We start from the raw sequence: 19,210 nt of genomic DNA on the forward strand, positions 1-19,210 counted from the left end.
GCCGCGTGCGCCATGAGGACAACGGCAGGCATGGCGGAGCGGCGGGCCCGGCGCATGGGGAGTGGGGCCCCGGGATCACGCCGGCATCTCCAGAGACTAGCACTAACCCTAAGAAGTTTCCGGGCGCTTTGCCAGCGTGACGTTTTCATGAAACAACGGCAGGGGCTAGAAAGTGCATGCAGCATCGCCCGCAAGTCTTGGAAATACAACGAATTTTCAAGTCAGGCAACGGCCGCTTCGTGGGGGCGGCAACGGTGGCGAAAACGGCCGGTCAATGGATTGGCGATGGTATGATGAGCGCCAATCTATCGGGTACCGGGGGCAGTTTGCGGCGCAGGCGTCACGTCTTGCCGTGTGCTCCGGCGTGGGCCCGGCGTTTCCCATTTCGTATCGCCCAAACCACACGACAACCGTGCGACTGTCCTCGATCAAACTGGCGGGCTTCAAGTCCTTCGTCGACCCCACCAATTTTCAAGTGCCGGGCCAACTGGTCGGCATCGTAGGTCCTAACGGCTGCGGTAAATCCAACATCATCGACGCGGTGCGCTGGGTGCTCGGCGAATCACGCGCGTCGGAACTGCGTGGCGAATCCATGCAGGACGTGATCTTCAACGGCTCCACCGCGCGCAAGCAGGCGGGCCGGGCCAGCGTGGAGCTGGTGTTCGACAACGCCGAGGGGCGTGCCGCCGGGCAATGGAGCCAGTACGCCGAAGTGGCGGTCAAGCGTGTGCTGACCCGCGACGGCACGTCTTCGTACTACATCAACAACCAGCCGGTGCGGCGCAAGGACATCCAGGACATCTTCCTGGGCACCGGCCTGGGGCCGCGCGCCTACGCCATCATCGGGCAGGGCATGATCTCGCGCATCATCGAGGCCAAGCCCGACGACATGCGGATCTTCCTGGAGGAAGCCGCCGGCGTGTCCAAGTACAAGGAGCGCCGCCGCGAGACCGAAAACCGGCTGGGCGACACGCGCGAGAACCTGACCCGCGTGGAAGACATCCTGCGCGAACTGGGCAACAACCTCGACAAGCTGGAAGGCCAGGCCGAGGTGGCGCAACGCTTCCGGCAACTGCAGTCCGAAGGCGAGGAAAAGCAGCACCTGCTGTGGCTGCTGCGCAAGCGCGAAGCCCAGGCCGAGCAGGAACGCCATGCCCGCGCCATCGAGCAGGCGCAGATCGACCTGGAAGCCCAGACCGCGCAATTGCGCCATGTCGAGGCCGAACTGGAGACCATGCGCGCGGCGCACTATGCCGCATCCGATGGCATGCACGCCGCGCAGGGCGCCCTGTACGAGGCCAACGCGGAAGTCAGCAAGCTCGAAGCCGAAATCCGCTATGTGGTCGAGTCGCGCAACCGGCTGCAGGCGCAGATCGCCGCGCTGACCGCCCAGCGCGAGCAGTGGCAGGGCAAGGCCGACCAGGCCAACGACGACATCGCGCAGGCCGAGGAAGACCTGGCGCTGGCCGAGGCCCGCACGATCGAGGCCCAGGACGCCGTGGCCCAGAAGAGCGAAGAGCTGCCCACCCTGGAAGCCCAGTGGCGCGACGCCCAGCAGAAGCTCAACGACCAGCGCAGCGCCATCATGCAGGCCGAGCAGGCACTGAAGCTCGAAGCCGCGCACCAGCGCAACGCCAACCAGATGCTGCAGCAGCTGGAGCAGCGCAAGGAACGCCTGAAGGCCGAGGAGCAAGGGCTCGACCGGCCCGACGAAGTGCGGCTTGAAGAGCTGCGCATGGACCTGGCCGAGCAGGAAGCCACGCTCGAGGAAGCCCAGGCGTCGCTGATGGATGCCGAGGAAGCGGTGCCGCGCCTGGACGCCGAGCGCCGCGCGGCGCAGGAGCGCGTACAGCGCGAGACGGCCGCGATTGCATCGCTGGACGCCCGCCTGGCCGCGCTGCGCCAGCTACAGGAAAGCGTGCAGACCGATGGCAAGGTCCAGCCCTGGCTGGAGCGCCATGGCTTGGCCGAACTGCCACGCCTGTGGAAGAAGGTCCATATCGAGCCGGGCTGGGAAAACGCGCTCGAATCGGTGCTGCGCGAAAAGCTCGCGGCACTGGAAGTGTCGAACCTGGACTGGGTCAAGGGTTTCCTGTCCGACGCCCCGCCGTCCAAGCTCGCGTTCTACACGCCGCCGCCCGCCGCGCGTCCGGTGGACGCCCCGGCCGGGCTGCGTCCGCTGATGTCGCTGGTGCAGATCACCGAGCCCGGCATCCGCGCGGTGATGCAGGACTGGCTGGCCGACATCTACACGGCCACCGACATGTCGCAGGCCCTGGCGGCACGCGGCACGCTGCCCGAAGGCGCCCAGTTCGTGGTGGCCGAAGGCCATCTGGTGGGCCGCAACGCGATCCAGATCTACGCGGCCGATTCCGAGCAGGCCGGCATGCTGGCCCGCGAGCAGGAGATCGAGAACCTGCAGAAGCAGTCGCGCGCGCAGATGCTGCTGTCCGACGAGGCCAGGTCCAATGCCGTGCGCGCCGAGACCGCGTACACGCATGCCAGCACGACGCTGATCGAGGCGCGGGCACGGGCCGAGCAGGCCACGCGCCGCGTGCATGCGCTGCAGATGGACGTGCTGAAGCTGTCGCAGGCGATGGAGCGGTTTTCGGCGCGTAGCAACCAGATCCGCGAGGAACTGGGCGAAATCGACGCGCAGATCGACGAGCAGCGCGCCATCCGTGCCGAATCCGAAGCCAGCTTCGAGCAGCACGATACAAGCCTGGCCGAACTGCAGGCGGCGCACGAAGACCAGCAGATGGCCTTCGATGCCCTGGATACCCAGCTGACCCACGCGCGGCAGCAGTTGCGCGACCTGGAGCGCGGCGCCCAGGAAGCGGTCTTTGCCGAGCGCAATCTGGCCGGCCGGATCGACGAACTGCGCCGCAATATCCAGATGGCCGCCGACCAGCGCGAGCGCGTGGCGGAATCGCTGGAAAACGCCCGCGCCGAGCTTGAAACGATCAACGAGCAGACCGCCAATACCGGCCTGCAGGAAGCCCTGGAAGTGCGCGCCGAGAAGGAGCAGAAGCTGTCCGCCGCGCGCATCGAGCTCGATGCCCTGTCGGCGCAGCTGCGCCAGTTCGACGAACAGCGCCTGGCGGCCGAACGCAGCCTGCAGCCGCTGCGCGACCGCATCACCGAATGCCAGCTCAAGGAACAGGCCGCCCGCCTGAACCAGGAGCAGTTCACCGAGCAGCTGGCCACGGCCGAGGTCGACGAAGTGGCGCTGGCCGAAAAGCTGACCGGCGACCTCAAGCCGTCGTACCTGCAGGGCGAGGTGACGCGCCTGAACAATGCCATCAACGCACTGGGCCCGGTCAACATGGCCGCGCTGGACGAGCTGGCCGCCGCCCGCGAACGCAAGACGTTCCTCGATGCGCAGTCGGCCGACCTGACCGACGCCATCAACACGCTCGAAGACGCGATCAACAAGATCGACCAGGAAACGCGGGCGCTGCTGCAAGGCACGTTCGACCAGGTCAACCATCACTTCGGCGAGCTGTTCCCGGCGCTGTTTGGGGGTGGCCAGGCCAGGCTGATCATGACCGGCGAGGAAATCCTGGACGCCGGCGTCCAGGTGATGGCGCAGCCGCCGGGCAAGAAGAACTCGACGATTCACCTGCTGTCCGGTGGCGAAAAGGCCCTGACGGCGATTGCGCTGGTGTTCGCGATGTTCCAGCTGAACCCGGCCCCGTTCTGCTTGCTGGACGAGGTGGACGCGCCGCTGGACGACGCCAACACCGAGCGTTACGCCAACATGGTGGCGCGTATGTCCGACAAGACACAGTTCGTATTTATTTCTCACAACAAGATTGCGATGGAGATGGCCCACCAACTGATTGGCGTGACGATGCAGGAGCAGGGTGTCTCGCGGATCGTGGCAGTGGACATGGATGCAGCCGTATCGATGGCGGAGGCCGCTTAAGATGGAACTGCAGAACGCACTGATCATCGCGGGTGTTGTATTGCTGCTGTTGCTGGTGGCCTATAACCGCTGGCAGATCCACAAGGCGCGCCGCGTGCGGCCGCTGATGCCCGAGGATGACCTGCCGCCGATGCGCGAGCCGGTGGTGGGCAAGACCACGCAGCCCGAAACGCAGGCCAAGCTCACGGAAGCGCCGCCCGAGCACGTGAGCCGGCGCGAGCCGACGCTGGGCGAGGCGGGCAAGGGCCTGAAGCGTGACGCGCCGGCCGACGTTGCCATGGCCACCGCCGCCGCCCATGCCGCCGCCAGTTCGGCCGATGCCGACGACATCGTGGCTGACGAGGTGGCCGTGGCAGCCGCCCCGGCTGCCGGGCATGCCGACGCTGACGCCCAAGCCCACACCGAAACGCACGCCGAAGCGCACGCGCAAGCCCATGCCGGGACCGATGCCGACGCACTGGCGGACGCCGGGCGCGAAGCCGGCGGCCAGGTCGCCGGGGAACCCGTCGCCAAGGCGGCCCCGGCGGCCCCCGCGGCCCCGGCCACCGTATCCGTCCCGGACGGCCAGCCCGCCGCCGCCGTCATCGATCCGCTGATCGACTGCATCGTGCCGATGCACCTGGAACGCAAGGCGTCCGGTGATCGCATCCTGCCGCTGACGGGCCGTCTGCGCCGCGCTGGCACGAAGCAGGTGCATATCGAAGGGCTGCGCGTCGAAGCCAATGCCTGGGAGCCGGTCACCGCCGGTCATCAGTACGAAGACCTGCAGGTGGCCGTGCAGCTGGCCAACCGCAGCGGCCCGCTCAATGCGCTGGAATTCTCCGAATTCGTCAACGCGGTGGAAGCGCTGGCCGAGGCGCTGGATGCATCGGCCGACCTGCCCGACATGACCGAGACCGTGGCCAACGCACGCGAACTGGACGGCTTTGCGGCCGGCGCCGACGTGCAGCTCGGCGTCAACGTGATTTCGGACGGCGCGCCGTGGTCGGCCGCCTATGTGCAGACCGTGGCCACGCAGGACGGCCTGGTGCTGTCGCGCGACGGCACGCGGTTCATCCGCTACGAACCGGGCGCCGATGGCGTGCAGAAGCCGCTGTTCACGCTGCAGTTCGGCGACACGAACTTCCTGCGCGACGACCTGACGCTGAACGCGGGCCGCCAGATCACGCTGCTGCTCGACGTGCCGCAGGCCGCGCAGACGATCAAGCCGTTCAAGACGGTTTGCGAGTACGGCTACAGCCTGGCCCAGCGGATGGGCGCCCAGCTGGTGGACGACAATATGCGTCCGCTGACCGAAGCGTCGTTCGTGGCGATCTTCAACCAGCTCGAAAAGCTCTACGAAAAGCTCGAAGCGCGCGGCATGCCGGCCGGATCGCCGGTGGCCCAGCGCCTGTTCAGCGTATAACGACGGAGCCCCCATGACCGCCAAGCATCCAGGCGCGCGGGCTCCGGCCCCCGCGCCCGCCGCCCCGTTGCCGGCCCATGCGTCCCCCGCCGAGCGCGTGCAGTGGCTGCGCGCCGAACTGGAGCGCCACAGCTACCAGTATTACGTGCTCGATGCGCCGACCATTCCCGATGCGGAATATGACGCGCTGTTCAGCGAGCTGCAGGCGCTGGAAACCGAGCATCCCGACCTGCTGACCGACGACTCGCCGACGCAACGCGTGGGCGGGGCGCCGCTGGCCGCGTTCGACACGGTGCGCCACCGCGTGCCCATGCTGTCGCTGAACAACGGCTTCGAGGACGAGGATGTGGTCAGTTTCGACCGCCGCTGCGCACAGGGGCTGGGCAAGGCCGCCGTCGCGGCGCCAGCCGATGACCTGTTCGGTGCCGCCGAAGCGGCCGAAAGCGCTGTCGAATACGCGTGCGAACTGAAGTTCGACGGCCTGGCCATGTCGCTGCGCTACGAGGACGGCAAACTCGTCCAGGCCGCCACGCGCGGCGATGGCGAGACCGGCGAGGATGTGACCGCCAATGTGCGCACCATCAAGGCCATTCCGCTGAAGCTGCGCGGCAAGGCGCCGGCCGTGCTGGAAGTGCGCGGCGAGGTGTTCATGTACCGCGCCGATTTCGACCGTCTCAACGCGCGCCAGGCCGAGGCCGGCGAAAAGACGTTCGTCAATCCGCGCAATGCCGCGGCGGGCAGCCTGCGCCAGCTGGACCCGCGGATCACAGCCAGGCGGCCGCTGTCTTTCTTTGCCTACGGCCTGGGCGAGCTGCAGGGCGCCGACCGTCCGGCCACGCACAGCGTGATGATGGACGGCTTCGCCGCGCTGGGTTTGCCGGTCTGCGACGAACGCCGCGTGGTCAAGGGCGCGCAGGGGCTGCTGTCGTTCTATCGCGATATCGGCGAGCGCCGCGACCAGTTGCCGTACGACATCGACGGCGTGGTCTACAAGGTCAATGCCATCGCCGAGCAGGAACAGCTGGGTTTTGTCTCGCGCGCCCCGCGCTTTGCGCTGGCGCACAAGTTCCCGGCGCAGGAGATGACCACCACGGTCGAGGACATCGAGGTGCAGGTGGGCCGGACCGGCGCCATCACCCCCGTGGCGCGGCTGGCGCCAGTGTTCGTCGGCGGGGTGACGGTCACCAACGCCACGCTGCATAACGAGGACGAGATCCGCCGCAAGGATGTGCATATTGGCGATACGGTGATTGTTCGCCGTGCCGGGGACGTGATTCCCGAGGTGGTGGCCGTGGTGCTGGAACGCCGGCCTGCCGACGCCCGCGCCTTTGTGATGCCTACGGCGTGCCCGGTATGCGGGTCGCATGTGGAAAAGCTCGAGGGCGAGGCCATCGCCCGCTGCACGGGCGGCCTGATCTGCGCGGCGCAGCGCAAGCAGGCGCTGATCCACTTTGCCCAACGGCGCGCGATGGATGTGGATGGCCTGGGCGACAAGATCGTCGAACAGCTGGTGGATATGGGCATCGTCCGCACGCCGGCCGATCTTTACAAGCTGGGCGTGGCCAAGCTGGCCGCGCTGGACCGCATGGCCGACAAGTCGGCCACGAACCTGGTGGCGGCCATCGACAAGTCGCGCGAGACCACGCTGAACCGGTTTATCTTTGCGCTGGGCATCCGCCACGTGGGCGAGGCCACGGCCAAGGACCTGGCCAAGCACTTCGGCAAGCTCGACAACTTGCTGGCCGCCGACGAGGCCGCGCTGCTGGAAGTCAACGACGTAGGCCCGGTGGTGGCGCAATCGATCGCCAATTTCTTCGCCGAGCCACACAACGTGGAGGTGATCGAGCAGTTGCGTGCCGCAGGCGTACACTGGGTCGAATCGGAACCCACGGCACGGGCGCCGCTGCCGCTGGCCGGCAAGACCATCGTGCTGACCGGCACGCTGCCGACGCTGTCGCGCGAGGACGCCAAGGAAAAACTCGAAGCCGCCGGCGCCAAGGTGGCTGGCTCGGTATCGAAGAAAACCGATTACGTGGTGGCTGGCGCCGAAGCCGGCAGCAAGCTGGAAAAGGCGCAGGCGCTGGGTGTGCCGGTGCTGGACGAGGACGGCATGCTCAAGCTGCTGGCCGACGCCGGGGCCGATGCCCCCGACAACGGAGAACCGCAATGATCCGCGAGATTCTGAAGATGGGCGATGCGCGGCTGCTGCAGAAGGCGCGGCCGGTGATCGAGTTCAACACGCCGGAACTGCGGCTGCTGGTCGACGACATGTTCGACACGATGGAGCATGCCAACGGCGCCGGCCTGGCCGCGCCGCAGATCGGCGTGGACCTCCAGGTGGTGATCTTCGGCTTCGATCGCAACCCGCGCTATCCCGATGCGCCGACGGTGCCCAAGACCGTGCTGATCAATCCGGTGCTGGAGCCGCTGTCCGACGACATGGAAGACGGCTGGGAGGGTTGCCTGTCGGTGCCGGGCCTGCGCGGCGTGGTGCCGCGCCACACCCGCCTGAAATACTCGGGCTTCGACATGCTCGGCAACCCGATCGAGCGCGTGGCGGATGGCTTTCACGCGCGCGTGGTGCAGCACGAGTGCGATCACCTGATCGGCGTGCTGTATCCGATGCGGGTCAAGGATTTCACGCGCTTCGGCTTCACGGAAGTGCTGTTCCCCGAACTGCCGCCCAACTACGACGACTGAGCGGGCGGCGGGCGGGGCCGGGCCCGCCCGGTTCCGTCATGCGGTACCCGTGGCCAGTACCGGCTGGCCGTGGCGGGCGTGATAGATCGCGGCCGCCGCGACCAGCATCGTCATCAGGATCAGCTCGGCCGCCAAGCTCGTGAGCGTGGCATCGAGGTAGCTGCCGCCGTGGTGAATGCGTTGGGCGAACACCGTGCCCAGCAGCGCCGAACCGAGACCCAGCGACGCCTGCTGTACCGTGGCCAGCGCCGCGCTGCCTGCGCCGGCGTGATCGGGCGGAATATCGGCCAGCCCGATGCGATAGAAGCAGCCCACCACCAGCGCGTTGCCAATGCCGATCAGCATGGTCGGCGCGGCCAGCGTGAGCAGGTCGGGATGTGGCCAGACATGGCGCAGCGTCCAGGCCAGCGCCGCCATGCCTGCCATCTGGATCAGGCAGCCCATCAGCAGCACGCGCGTACGGCCCCAGAGACTCACCACACGCGGGCTCAGCAGCGAGGCCACCGAGAACGCCACGCCCAGCGGAATGAACGCGTTGCCGGCCATCGTCGGGGTCATGCCGCCACCGCCCTGCAGGGCCAGCGCCAGCACGAACATGAAGCCGCTCCAGCACGCGTAGAACAGGATGGCCACCACAAAGCCGAAGCGCACGCTCGGCAGCCGCAACAGCGACGGCGGCAGCAGCGGATGCACGCCGCGCCGTTCCTGGCGCTTTTCAACCTGCCACAGCCACAGCGTCAGCGGGCCCGCCGCCGCCAGCGTGGCCAGCACGGGCCAGGACCAGTGGAACATCGGCCCCATCGCCACGGGCAGCAGCACGGCCAGGATCACCATCGCCAGCAGCGCCGTGCCGGGGACATCCACATCGGCCGGATTGTCCCGCCGCGTTTCCGGGATCACGCGCGGCGACAGCCACAGGATGGCCGCGCAGACGGGCAGGTTGATCAGGAACGCATTGCGCCAGCCCAGGCCGCCGATATCGGCATCCACCAGGAAGCCGCCCAGCACCTGCCCGATGATGAAGGCCACACCGCCCACCGACGCGAACAGCGCCAGCGCGCGGGAGTGCGCGTGCCCGCGCAGGCCCACGTGGATGGTGGCCAGGATCTGCGGCACCAGCAGCGCGGCGGCCGCGCCCTGCAGCAACCGGGCGCCCAGCAGCACCAGCATCGACCCAGCCACGCCGCACAGCAACGAGGCAATGCCGAACAGCAGCACGCCGGCGTTGAATACGCGGCGGCGCCCGAAGTTGTCGCCCAGCCGGCCGCCCATGGCCAGGCAAACGGCGAATGCCACGCCGTAGACGGCCACCATCAGTTCCAGTTCGGCCGGCGAGGCGCCAAGCGAATGTTCAATGGGGTGCAGCGCCACGTTGACGATGGAGAAGTCGATCTGCGGCAGCAACTGGCCGGCCAGCAGCACGTACAGGCCGGTACGGCCCAGTGACGGTGTGGAATCCGGTACGGAAGTGTGGATGGAAGGTGCGGGGGCTTTCATGGCATGCGGACCTCGACAAGGCGTGAGGCTGGGAGTATGGTCATGCATTCAGACTGGTACAAGAGTCCAGTTTAGACTGGTATAAACAGTGTCAGGCTACGCAGGAGTGATCGATCATGAACGCCCGTCAGGAACCGAGTGTGCTGTTGAACCCGGAAACCGGCCTGCCAACGGACAGCGAAGCGCCTGAGTTCGCCGCCCCATGCCGGCACCGGCAGGGAGGCCGAACTGGGCGCCTTCCTGCGTGCGCGCCGCGAAAATCTCGATCCGGCGCGGATCGGCCTGTCCCGCGCCGGCCGACGCCGCACGCCGGGCCTGCGGCGCGAGGAAGTGGCCGCGATGGCCGATATCGGCATCACCTGGTACACCAAGCTGGAGCAGGGCAGGCCGATCCGCGTGTCGCCGAAGGTGCTCAATGCGGTGGCCGCCGCGCTGCAATGCTCGCCGACCGAGACCGAGCACCTGTTCACGCTGGCCGGCCTGCAACGGCCCGCCGCCCTGGCCGGCACGTCGGTTTGCGAAACGGTGTCGGTGACCACGCAGCGCATGCTTGACCAGCTCGACCCGATCCCGGCGCTGGTCCAGAACGCCCGTTTCGACATCGTGGCGCACAACGACGCCTATTGCCGGCTGCTGGGGATGAATGTCCCGAGCCTGCCGCCGGAAGACCGCAATTGCATCTATCTGGCACTGACGCACCCGGGCTGGCGCAAGGCCGTGCCCGACTGGGAAAGCATGGTCTGCAACATGGTGGCGATGTATCGGGCGGCGATGGCCGAGCACGTCGACGATCCGCTGTGGGAAGCGCAGCTGGCGCGCTATATGGCCGTGTCCCAGACCTTCCAGCAGCTCTGGCAGCGATACCAGGTGCGCGGCATCCAGAACCACGTCAAGCGTTTCACCCATCCGGAAACCGGGGATTTCCAGCTGACGCAGACCAATTTCTGGACCGCGCCGCGCAATGGCGCGCGGTTGCTGGTCTATGTGCCGGCCGACGAGCAGGCCGAGGCCGCGCTAAGGAAGCTGCCGCCGGTGCATGGGTGAGGGGGGGCAGCCCCCACAGCCCCCCACCCGCTTGCGGGAGAGGGGCCGGCGAATCAAGGCTGCCCGAGCCGCCTCAGAACTTCTCGAACTGCCCGAGGAAGCGCCACTGGCCCGGCGGCAGGTCGCCCAGCGCGATACGGCCCATGCGCACGCGCTTGAGGCCCACCACCTTCAGTCCCACCTGTTCGCACATGCGGCGGATCTGGCGCTTGCGGCCTTCGCGCAGCACGAAGCGCAACTGCTCTTCGTTCTGCCAGCTCACCTTGGCGGGCTTCAGCGCCACGCCGTCCAGCGACAGGCCAAAGCGCAGGCGCTCCAGCTGGTCTTCGGGGAAGACGGCGCTGATGTTGCGGTCAACCAGACCCTGCGGCGATTCCCACTCCACGCGCACCAGGTATTCCTTTTCGACGGTTGAATCGTCGCCGATCAATGCACGCGCCACGCGGCCGTCCTGCGTGAGCACCAGCAGGCCGGTGGAGTCGATATCGAGCCGGCCCGCCGGGGCCAGGTTCTTGCGCTGCCACGGCGCGAAACGCTTGCGCGTGGGGTCTTGCTCCCACTGGTTCTCGGCCGTAAACAGGACGGCGGCGGGCTCGTAGCCATCTTCGGCCTGGCCGGAGACATAGCCGACCGGCTTGTTCAGCAGCACCGTCACGCGCTCGCCTTGCTCCGAGCGCGCTTCCTGCCGGATTTCGATTTCGGCGTCGGGGCGGATGCGGGAGCCGAGTTCGGTCACCGGCTCGCCATCGACCAGCACCCAGCCCAGCGGAATCCATTCGTCGGCTTCACGACGCGAGCACAGGCCCAGTTCGGACATGCGCTTGGACAGACGGACCAGGCCGTCTTCACGCGGCTCGGCCGGGGCCTGCGGGGCCGGGCGTTCCGCGCGCTCGAAGCGTTCACCACGGTCGCCGCGGTCGCCGCGGTCGCCGCGCACAGGGCGGGCGCGGTCCGACGTGTCGCTGAAACGGCGTGCCGGTGCATCGCCACGGCGCGGCGCACCCTCATCGCGGCGCGGACGGTCCGTACGCGCATCGTCGCCAAAACGGCGCGGGCGCTGGCCACCTTCGCCTTCAAAGCGACGCGGACGATCCGAGCCTTGGCCTTCGAAGCGACGCGGACGATCCGAGCCTTCGCCTTCAAAACGGCGCGGACGTTCCGAGCCCTGTCCCTCGAAGCGACGCGGACGATCCGAGCCCTGGCCTTCGAATCGACGCGGACGGTCCGAGCCTTGGCCTTCGAAGCGACGCGGGCGGTCCGAGCCTTCGCCTTCAAAGCGACGCGGGCGGTCCGAGCCTTCGCCTTCAAAACGGCGCGGACGATCGGTGCCCTGGCCTTCAAAGCGACGCGGACGGTCCGACCCTTGGCCCTCGAAGCGACGCGGGCGGTCCGAGCCTTCGCCTTCAAAGCGACGCGGGCGATCCGACCCTTGGCCTTCGAAGCGACGGGGGCGGTCCGAGCCTTCGCCTTCAAAGCGACGCGGACGATCCGACCCTTGGCCTTCGAAGCGACGGGGGCGATCCGACCCTTGGCCTTCGAAGCGACGGGGGCGGTCCGAGCCTTCGCCTTCAAAGCGACGCGGGCGGTCCGAGCCTTCGCCTTCAAAACGGCGCGGACGGTCCGAGCCTTGCCCCTCGAAGCGACGCGGACGCTCGGTACGCTCGCCCTCGAAGCGGCGCGGTGCACCTTCGGCCGGCGCCGGCTTGCGCTTGTCTTTCTCGGCCGCGCGATCCTTGGCCTGCTTGATGCCGGTCACGACATCCTGCACGCGCTTGCGGTTCAGGTCCGACACGCGCACCGGGCGGCTCGCCTTGCGCGGTGCGCCCGTCGTGGAGGTCTTGATGCCCAGCGTCTTGCGGCCGGGGTTGTTGCTATCTGTCATATCTTTCCAAGCGCCCGCGCGCCGGCCATCGGGGAATCAGATGGCCAGTGCGTCGAGCAAATCCTGTTCCACTTGAATCTGCAATCGGTTGTCGGCGGCCAGCGGCGAGCCGTCGACCAGGAACACGTCTTCCACGCGTTCGCCGAGCGTGTTGATGCGCGCCGAATGCACGGACACGCGATATTTGGCCAGTACGCGGGCCAGCGCGTAGAGCAGGCCGGTGCGGTCGTTGGCCGACACCGACAGCAGGTAATACTGGCCGCGTTCGTCGGGACGCAAGTCCACGCGCGGCTTGATCGGGAAGCTGCGCGACTGGCGCGACAGCCGGCCCTGGGTCGGCTCGGGCAGCGGGCACTCCAGCCGCACGCGCTCGGCCAGTTCATGCTCCACCAGCGCGAGGATGTCGCGGTAGCCGCCGTCCAGGCCGGGGTCCGTGATCTGGAAGGTGTCCAGCGCGTAGCCGTCGCGCGTGGTCTCGATCTTGGCGTCCTGGATCGAGAACGCCTTGCGCTCGAAATAGCCGCAGATGCGCGCAAACAGGTCGGGCTGGTCCTTCACGTAGACCACCACCTGCAGCCCTTCGCCCGCAGGCGACACGCGGGCCTTGACCACCGGATCGACGCTGTTCACCTTGTTGAACAGGTGCCGCGTCACCCAGGCGATGTCGCGCGCATCGTGCCGCATGAAGAACGACATGTCCAGCCGGCTCCACAGCGGCTTGGCCAGTTCGGGATCGAACGCCTTCAGGCGCAACTGCGCGATGGTGTCGTCGCGCTTCTGCGCCCAGAGCGAATGCTGGTCGATCTTGGCGCCGCCCAGCACGCGCAGCGTGATGCGGTACAGGTCTTCCAGCAGCTTGCCCTTCCAGGCATTCCACACCTTGGGGCTGGTGCCGCGGATATCGGCAACGGTCAGCAGGTAGAGCGCCGTCAGGTAACGCTCGCTGCCCACCACCTGGGCGAACCCCTTCACCACGTCGGGGTCGGTCAGGTCCTGCTTCTGGGCCACATGGCTCATGGTCAGGTGGTTTTCCACCAGCCAGGCGATCAGGTCGGTGTCCTCGCGCGCAATGCCGTGCTGCTTGCAGAAGCGGCGTGCGTCCACGGTGCCCAGCTTCGAGTGGTCGCCACCGCGCCCCTTGGCGATATCGTGGAACAGCGCCGCCACCCATAGCACCCACGGCCGCTCGAAGCCGGCCATCAGCTGGCTGCAGAACGGGAATTCGTGCGTGTGCTCGACAATCGCGAAGCGGCGCATGTTGCGCACCACCATCAGGATGTGCTGGTCCACCGTGTACACGTGGAACAGGTCGTGCTGCATCTGGCCGACGATGCGGCGGAAGTTGATCAGGTAGCGGCCCAGCACGCTGGTCTGGTTCATCAGCCGCAGCGCGTGCGTGATGCCCTGCGGTTCCTGCACGATGGCCAGAAACAGCTTGCGGTTGACGGGGTCGTTGCGCCAGCTGGCATCCATCACCGTGCGCGCGTTGTAGAGCCCGCGCAGCGTGCGCGGCGACAGGCCCTTCACGCCCGGCGTGCGCTCGTACAGCAGGAACGTTTCCAGGATGGCGTGCGGGTTCTGCTCGTACAGGTCGTCGCTGGTGATCTCCAGCATGCCCTGGCGCTCCACGAAACGGTCGTTGATCACGCGCGTGACCTTGGACTCGCTCGGGAACAGCATCGCCTCGATGTTCAGCAGCAGCACGCTGTTGAGCTGCGTGACCGCCTTGGCGGCCCAGTAGTAGCGCCGCATCAGCTGTTCGCTGGCGCGCTTGTGGGCCGTCTGGCGATAGCCGAACGACTCGGCCAGCGCGGTCTGCAGGTCGAAGACCAGCACGTCCTGGCGGCGGCCCGCCAGCAGGTGCAGGCGCGCACGGATGGTACGCAGCAGACGTTCGTTGCGGGCCAGTTCCTGTGATTCGCGCTCGGTCAGCAGGCCGCGTTCGAACAGTTCCTTCCAGCTGTCGCCCAGGTTCGCCGCCTTGGTCATCCACAGGATGACCTGCAGGTCGCGCAGGCCGCCGGGGCTTTCCTTGCAGTTCGGCTCCAGCGCGTAGGGCGTGTCCTGATACTTGGCATGGCGCTGGCGCAATTCCAGCAGCTTGGCCTGGAAGAAGTCGGCCGCGTCCATGTCGGCCTGGTAGCGTGCCAGCAGTGACGCCAGCAGCGTCTTGCTGCCGGTCAGCAGGCGCGCCTCAAGCAGCGACGTGCGGATGGTGATGTCGGCGGCCGATTCGCGGATGCAGTCGTCCACGGTACGCACCGACGAGCCGATTTCCAGCCCCAGGTCCCAGCACAGGCCGATGAAGCGTTCCAGTTTGGCGGCCGTCTCGCTGTCGGGCTCGGCCGGCAGCAGCAACAGCACATCGACATCGGAATACGGGAACAACTCGCCACGGCCATACCCGCCCACGGCCACCAGCGCGGCGGAGGCCGGCAGTTCCAGGGCGGTCCAGGCCTCGATCAGCGCGGCATCGACGGCGCGACGCAGCTTTGTCACCAGAGGCGTGACCAGATTGTTGGCGTCGAACTCGGCAAACAGCGCCTGCTTGTCGGCCTTGAGCCTGTCGCGAATGCGCTGGCAGAGCAGCAGTTCCGGCGTGGTGTCCATGGGCGGCGGTTCGAGGGTGGGCGTGGGCACGGCTGGAAGAAGAAAGGGCGCCTTGGTGGGCGCCCTGGCGTTCGGTGCGGGATCAGGCCGCCACGGTGTCGGTGATGAACGCGGGCGGTACGGGCGAACCTTCCGACAGCGTCAGCACCTCGTAGCCGGTGTCCGTCACCAGCACCGTGTGCTCCCACTGGGCCGACAGGCTGCGGTCGCGCGTCTTGACCGTCCAGTGATCGGGCATCGTGCGGATATCACGCTTGCCGGCGTTGATCATCGGCTCGACCGTGAAGATCATGCCCGACTTGATTTCCATGCCGGTGTTCGGGCGGCCGTAATGCAGGATCTGCGGGTCCGAGTGGAACACCTTGCCGATGCCGTGGCCGCAGTATTCGCGTACCACGGTGTAGCCGGCGGCTTCGGCGTGGGTCTGGATGGCGTGGCCGATATCGCCCAGACGTGCGCCATTGCGCACTTGCTGGATGCCCTTCCACATGCACTCGTAGGTGATCTGCGCCAGGCGCTTGGCCAGGATCGATGCCTCGCCCACCACGAACATGCGGCTGGTATCGCCGTAGTAGCCTTCCTTGGTGATGACGGTGATGTCCAGGTTGACCACGTCGCCGCCCTTGAGCACGCGGTCGCCCGGGATGCCATGGCAGATCACGTCGTTGACCGACGTGCAGATGGCGCCGGGGAAGGGCGGGTAGCCCGGCGGCGCGTAGTTCAGCGGGGCGGGCACGGTGCCTTGTACATCACGCATGTAGGCGTGGCACAGGCGGTCGAGTTCGCCGGTGGTGACGCCAACCTTGACGAAAGGGGTGATGTAGTCGAGGACTTCGGAGGCAAGGCGGCAAGCCACGCGCATTTGGGCGATGTCTTCGGCGGTATTGATATGGATGCTCATGCTGCTTCGCCTGAAATGTGATGGCCCAGCCGCAGCTGCGCCTTTACTGTTCGCAAAGCGGGATTATCTCACCTTCGTGACGAGAAAGCAGGGAAATACGGTGGCAAGCCGGTCCGGCGCCGGCGGACGGTTCGTTCGCAGGCCCTTGCGAAGGGGCTTGAGGGAAGGGCTGCTTTGTTGCTACAATCGCGGGCTGACTTGCTGATGGGCCGGAAACGGGCCGCTGCGGGTCGGGAATGATCGCTGTTTTTTGTAAATCGCTGGTCCGCTCATCCGGGGTGTTCCTTTTCAGGAATGTCGGGGCGGACTTCAGAACCCAACCCTTTTGGAGTTATTCACATGTCCGTGACCATGCGCGAAATGCTGGAAGCCGGTTGCCACTTTGGCCACCAGACCCGCTTCTGGAACCCGAAGATGGCCCCCTTCATCTTCGGTCATCGCAACAAGATCCACATTATCAACCTCGAAAAGACCCTGCCGATGTTCCAGGACGCGCTGAAGTACGTGCGTCAGCTGGCAGCAAACCGCGGCACCGTGCTTTTCGTGGGTACCAAGCGTCAATCGCGCGAGATCCTGGCCGAGGAAGCCGGCCGCGCTGGCATGCCGTACGTCGACGCCCGCTGGCTCGGCGGCATGATGACGAACTTCAAGACCGTCAAGATCTCGATCAAGCGCCTGAAGGACATGGAGGCCGCCAAGGAAGCCGGCGCGCTGGAAACCATGAGCAAGAAGGAAGCCCTGATGTTCGAGCGCGAGATGGAAAAGCTGGAAAAGTCCATCGGCGGCATCAAGGACATGGGCGGCGTTCCTGACGCCATCTTCGTGGTGGACGTCGGCTACCACAAGATTGCCGTGACCGAAGCCAACAAGCTGGGCATCCCCGTGATCGGCGTGGTCGACACGAACCACTCGCCGGAAGGCATCGACTACGTGATCCCGGGCAACGACGACTCGAGCAAGGCTGTTGCCCTGTACGTGCGCGGCGTGGCCGACGCCATCCTGGAAGGCCGTGCGAACGCGGTGCAGGAAGTGGTGGAAGCCGTGCGTGGCGACGACGAATTCGTCGAAGTCCAGGAAGGCTGATTGCCCGCTGGCGCCTGAGGCCGGGACGCACCGGCCGCCGGCGCCCGCCTGACGGCAACCAAGAAAAGGGGGCACATCTGGCGCCCCCTTTTTTGCAAACAGATTCAGTTGTCATCCGCCGTGGATATGATTCGCCGCGGATGAAGCCAACCAATCAAGGAGTGACAAATGGCGGCAATTACCGCAAGCATGGTTGCAGAACTGCGCGCGAAGACCGACGCGCCGATGATGGAATGCAAGAAGGCCCTGACCGAGGCTGACGGCGACCTGGACAAGGCTGAAGAACTGCTGCGCGTCAAGCTGGGCAACAAGGCCAGCAAGGCCGCTTCGCGCGTGACCGCCGAAGGCATCGTGGCCACGTACATCGACGGCACCACGGGCTCGCTGGTCGAACTGAACTGCGAAACCGACTTCGTGTCGAAGAACGACGACTTCCTGGGCTTTGCCGCCAAGGTTGCCGAACTGATCGCCAAGCAGGCGCCGGCCGACGTGGCAGCCCTGTCGGCCCTGGAAATGGACGGTTCGACGGTTGACGCGGTGCGCTCGGCCCTGATCGGCAAGATCGGCGAGAACATGACGATCCGCCGCTTCGTGCGCTACGCCAACGGTGGCAAGCTGGCTTCGTACCTGCACGGCACCCGCATCGGCGTGATGGTCGAGTTCGATGGCGACGAAACCGCCGCCAAGGACGTTGCCATGCACGTGGCCGCCATGAAGCCGGTGTCGCTGTCGTCGGAGCAGGTGCCGGCCGAGCTGATCGCCAAGGAGCGCAGCATTGCCGAGCAGAAGGCTGCCGAATCGGGCAAGCCGGCCGAAATCGCCGCCAAGATGGTGGGAGGTTCGGTCCAGAAGTACCTGAAGGAAGTGTCGCTGCTGAACCAGCCGTTCGTGAAGAACGACAAGCAGACGGTCGAGCAGATGCTGAAGGCTGCCAACACCAACGTGAAGGGTTTCACCCTGTACGTGGTGGGCGAAGGCATCGAGAAGAAGCAGGACGACTTCGCTGCTGAAGTGGCTGCCCAGGTGGCTGCCGCCCAGAAGGGCTGATGTCCCGGTGGCCGGACGGGTTTCCCTGGCGGGATGCCCGGTCTGCCACCGTATAATGCCGAGGGGCGCCGCAAGGTGCCCCTCTGCACAAGTACGGCTGCCATGTGCGCCGTGCCAGTCAGTTTTCGCAGTCACCTGCAACAAGCGCGCCTTTAGCGGGGTGATGCCGGCAGATGACGGCGAAAACCGGCTTTCCAGCTGTCAAGCAGTCCAAATTCATGCGCGGCCGGTGCGCAGTTGCGTCGTGCCGCCCGCGCCCATCCATCCGTTCAAACGAGCGACTAGAACCTGCCCGAGGGTGAACATGCCAGCCTACAAGCGCGTCCTTCTGAAACTGTCCGGTGAAGCCCTGATGGGCGACGATGCCTTCGGCATCAACCGGGCCACTATCGAAGGCATGGTCAATGACATAGCCGAAATCGTGAAACTGGGCGTCCAGGTGGCGGTTGTCATCGGCGGCGGCAACATTTTCCGCGGCGTTGCCGGCGGCGCGGCCGGCATGGACCGTGCCACGGCCGACTACATGGGCATGCTGGCCACGATGATGAACGCCCTGGCGCTGCAGGACGCCATGCGCCACGCCAATATCGAAGGCCGCGTGCAATCGGCGCTGCGCATGGACCAGGTGGTGGAGCCGTATATCCGCCCGCGTGCCATCCGCCAGCTGGAGGAAGGCAAGGTCGTGATCTTTGCCGCCGGCACCGGCAACCCGTTCTTCACCACCGATACGGCCGCCGCGCTGCGCGGTTCGGAAATCGGCGCGGAAATCGTGCTCAAGGCCACCAAGGTGGACGGCGTCTACACGGCCGATCCCAAGAAGGACCCGAGCGCCACGCGCTACACGACGATCACGTTCGACGAAGCCATTTCGCGCAACCTGCAGGTCATGGATGCCACCGCGTTCGCGCTGTGCCGCGACCAGAAGCTGCCGATCAAGGTGTTCTCGATCGTCAAGCCGGGTGCCCTGAAGCGTGTGATCCTGGGCGAGGACGAAGGTACGCTAGTGCACGTTTAAGCAGTCCGGACCGCATCAAAATGCTGATTCGGTCTGGCCTGAGAGTAGAATGTTCCATTTTCGATCCCGCCTGACGGGATCCTGTCTGGCTGTTTTCC

The 19,210-nt window shown here is 66.5% G+C and carries 12 protein-coding genes; 8 read left to right on the top strand and 4 right to left on the bottom strand.

Going from position 1 to position 19,210, the window contains the following annotated elements; translation table 11 throughout:
• Positions 1 to 412 precede the first annotated feature (412 nt).
• From smc to def, 4 genes are read left to right on the top strand one after another with little or no spacing between them, the layout of a single operon-like run.
• Complete coding sequence (gene smc, locus AC24R4_RS24255; RefSeq protein ID WP_400392767.1) at positions 413 to 3,928, top strand: chromosome segregation protein SMC; 3,516 nt, start codon at positions 413 to 415, stop codon at positions 3,926 to 3,928.
• A 1-nt stretch (position 3,929) separates the two neighbouring features.
• Entirely contained in the window at positions 3,930 to 5,333 is a 1,404-nt protein-coding gene (locus AC24R4_RS24260; RefSeq protein ID WP_400392769.1) for a cell division protein ZipA C-terminal FtsZ-binding domain-containing protein, read from the top strand.
• Between the two features lie 13 nt (positions 5,334 to 5,346).
• Entirely contained in the window at positions 5,347 to 7,503 is a 2,157-nt protein-coding gene (gene ligA, locus AC24R4_RS24265) for an NAD-dependent DNA ligase LigA (protein ID WP_400392771.1), read from the top strand.
• Positions 7,500 to 8,033 (top strand): peptide deformylase, encoded by a 534-nt coding sequence (gene def / locus AC24R4_RS24270; RefSeq protein WP_153947798.1) that lies wholly within the window; start codon positions 7,500 to 7,502, stop codon positions 8,031 to 8,033. Before ligA ends, def begins: the two co-directional genes overlap by 4 nt.
• Positions 8,034 to 8,069: 36 nt before the next feature.
• Here the strand turns inward: def and AC24R4_RS24275 are convergent, their stop codons facing one another.
• Positions 8,070 to 9,530: an MFS transporter gene (locus AC24R4_RS24275; RefSeq protein WP_487523723.1), complete on the bottom strand. Its 1,461-nt coding sequence runs from the start codon at positions 9,528 to 9,530 to the stop codon at positions 8,070 to 8,072.
• A 282-nt stretch (positions 9,531 to 9,812) separates the two neighbouring features.
• On the opposite strand from AC24R4_RS24275, the gene AC24R4_RS24280 reads away from it, so the two are divergent.
• The gene (locus AC24R4_RS24280; protein ID WP_400396038.1) at positions 9,813 to 10,574 is read left to right on the top strand and encodes a helix-turn-helix transcriptional regulator; all 762 of its coding nucleotides are present in this window, start codon (positions 9,813 to 9,815) and stop codon (positions 10,572 to 10,574) included.
• Positions 10,575 to 10,647: 73 nt separating this feature from the next.
• On the opposite strand, the gene AC24R4_RS24285 is transcribed toward AC24R4_RS24280, so the two are convergent.
• From AC24R4_RS24285 to map, 3 genes are all read right to left on the bottom strand, one after another.
• Positions 10,648 to 12,456 (bottom strand): pseudouridine synthase, encoded by a 1,809-nt coding sequence (locus tag AC24R4_RS24285; protein WP_487523724.1) that lies wholly within the window; start codon positions 12,454 to 12,456, stop codon positions 10,648 to 10,650.
• Positions 12,457 to 12,492: 36 nt separating this feature from the next.
• Positions 12,493 to 15,066, bottom strand: a complete 2,574-nt coding sequence (locus AC24R4_RS24290; RefSeq protein WP_400393335.1) for a [protein-PII] uridylyltransferase — start codon at positions 15,064 to 15,066, stop codon at positions 12,493 to 12,495.
• Positions 15,067 to 15,148: 82 nt separating this feature from the next.
• Entirely contained in the window at positions 15,149 to 15,967 is an 819-nt protein-coding gene (gene map / locus AC24R4_RS24295; protein WP_092600042.1) for a type I methionyl aminopeptidase, read from the bottom strand.
• A gap of 339 nt (positions 15,968 to 16,306) precedes the next feature.
• Here map and rpsB point away from each other — a divergent pair, with 339 nt between their 5' ends.
• The 3 genes from rpsB to pyrH all read left to right on the top strand — a co-directional run bounded on the left by rpsB (position 16,307) and on the right by pyrH (position 19,112).
• Entirely contained in the window at positions 16,307 to 17,050 is a 744-nt protein-coding gene (gene rpsB, locus AC24R4_RS24300) for a 30S ribosomal protein S2 (protein ID WP_092600039.1), read from the top strand.
• Positions 17,051 to 17,218: 168 nt separating this feature from the next.
• Positions 17,219 to 18,097: a translation elongation factor Ts gene (gene tsf / locus AC24R4_RS24305; protein WP_400393333.1), complete on the top strand. Its 879-nt coding sequence runs from the start codon at positions 17,219 to 17,221 to the stop codon at positions 18,095 to 18,097.
• A 304-nt stretch (positions 18,098 to 18,401) separates the two neighbouring features.
• Positions 18,402 to 19,112: a UMP kinase gene (pyrH, locus tag AC24R4_RS24310; RefSeq protein WP_066735314.1), complete on the top strand. Its 711-nt coding sequence runs from the start codon at positions 18,402 to 18,404 to the stop codon at positions 19,110 to 19,112.
• The last annotated feature ends 98 nt before the right edge of the window (positions 19,113 to 19,210 follow it).

Source organism: Cupriavidus sp. CER-90, from assembly GCF_057652055.1.

What these genes read in the sequence shown, in the direction of transcription:
- rpsB (WP_092600039.1), top strand. Translation starts at nt 16,307, where the DNA reads ATGTCCGTGACCATGCGCGAAATGCTGGAAGCCGGTTGCCACTTTGGC.
- AC24R4_RS24290 (WP_400393335.1), bottom strand. Translation starts at nt 15,066, where the DNA reads ATGGACACCACGCCGGAACTGCTGCTCTGCCAGCGCATTCGCGACAGG.
- AC24R4_RS24275 (WP_487523723.1), bottom strand. Translation starts at nt 9,530, where the DNA reads ATGAAAGCCCCCGCACCTTCCATCCACACTTCCGTACCGGATTCCACA.
- tsf (WP_400393333.1), top strand. Translation starts at nt 17,219, where the DNA reads ATGGCGGCAATTACCGCAAGCATGGTTGCAGAACTGCGCGCGAAGACC.
- AC24R4_RS24260 (WP_400392769.1), top strand. Translation starts at nt 3,930, where the DNA reads ATGGAACTGCAGAACGCACTGATCATCGCGGGTGTTGTATTGCTGCTG.
- AC24R4_RS24285 (WP_487523724.1), bottom strand. Translation starts at nt 12,456, where the DNA reads ATGACAGATAGCAACAACCCCGGCCGCAAGACGCTGGGCATCAAGACC.
- def (WP_153947798.1), top strand. Translation starts at nt 7,500, where the DNA reads ATGATCCGCGAGATTCTGAAGATGGGCGATGCGCGGCTGCTGCAGAAG.
- ligA (WP_400392771.1), top strand. Translation starts at nt 5,347, where the DNA reads ATGACCGCCAAGCATCCAGGCGCGCGGGCTCCGGCCCCCGCGCCCGCC.
- pyrH (WP_066735314.1), top strand. Translation starts at nt 18,402, where the DNA reads ATGCCAGCCTACAAGCGCGTCCTTCTGAAACTGTCCGGTGAAGCCCTG.
- map (WP_092600042.1), bottom strand. Translation starts at nt 15,967, where the DNA reads ATGAGCATCCATATCAATACCGCCGAAGACATCGCCCAAATGCGCGTG.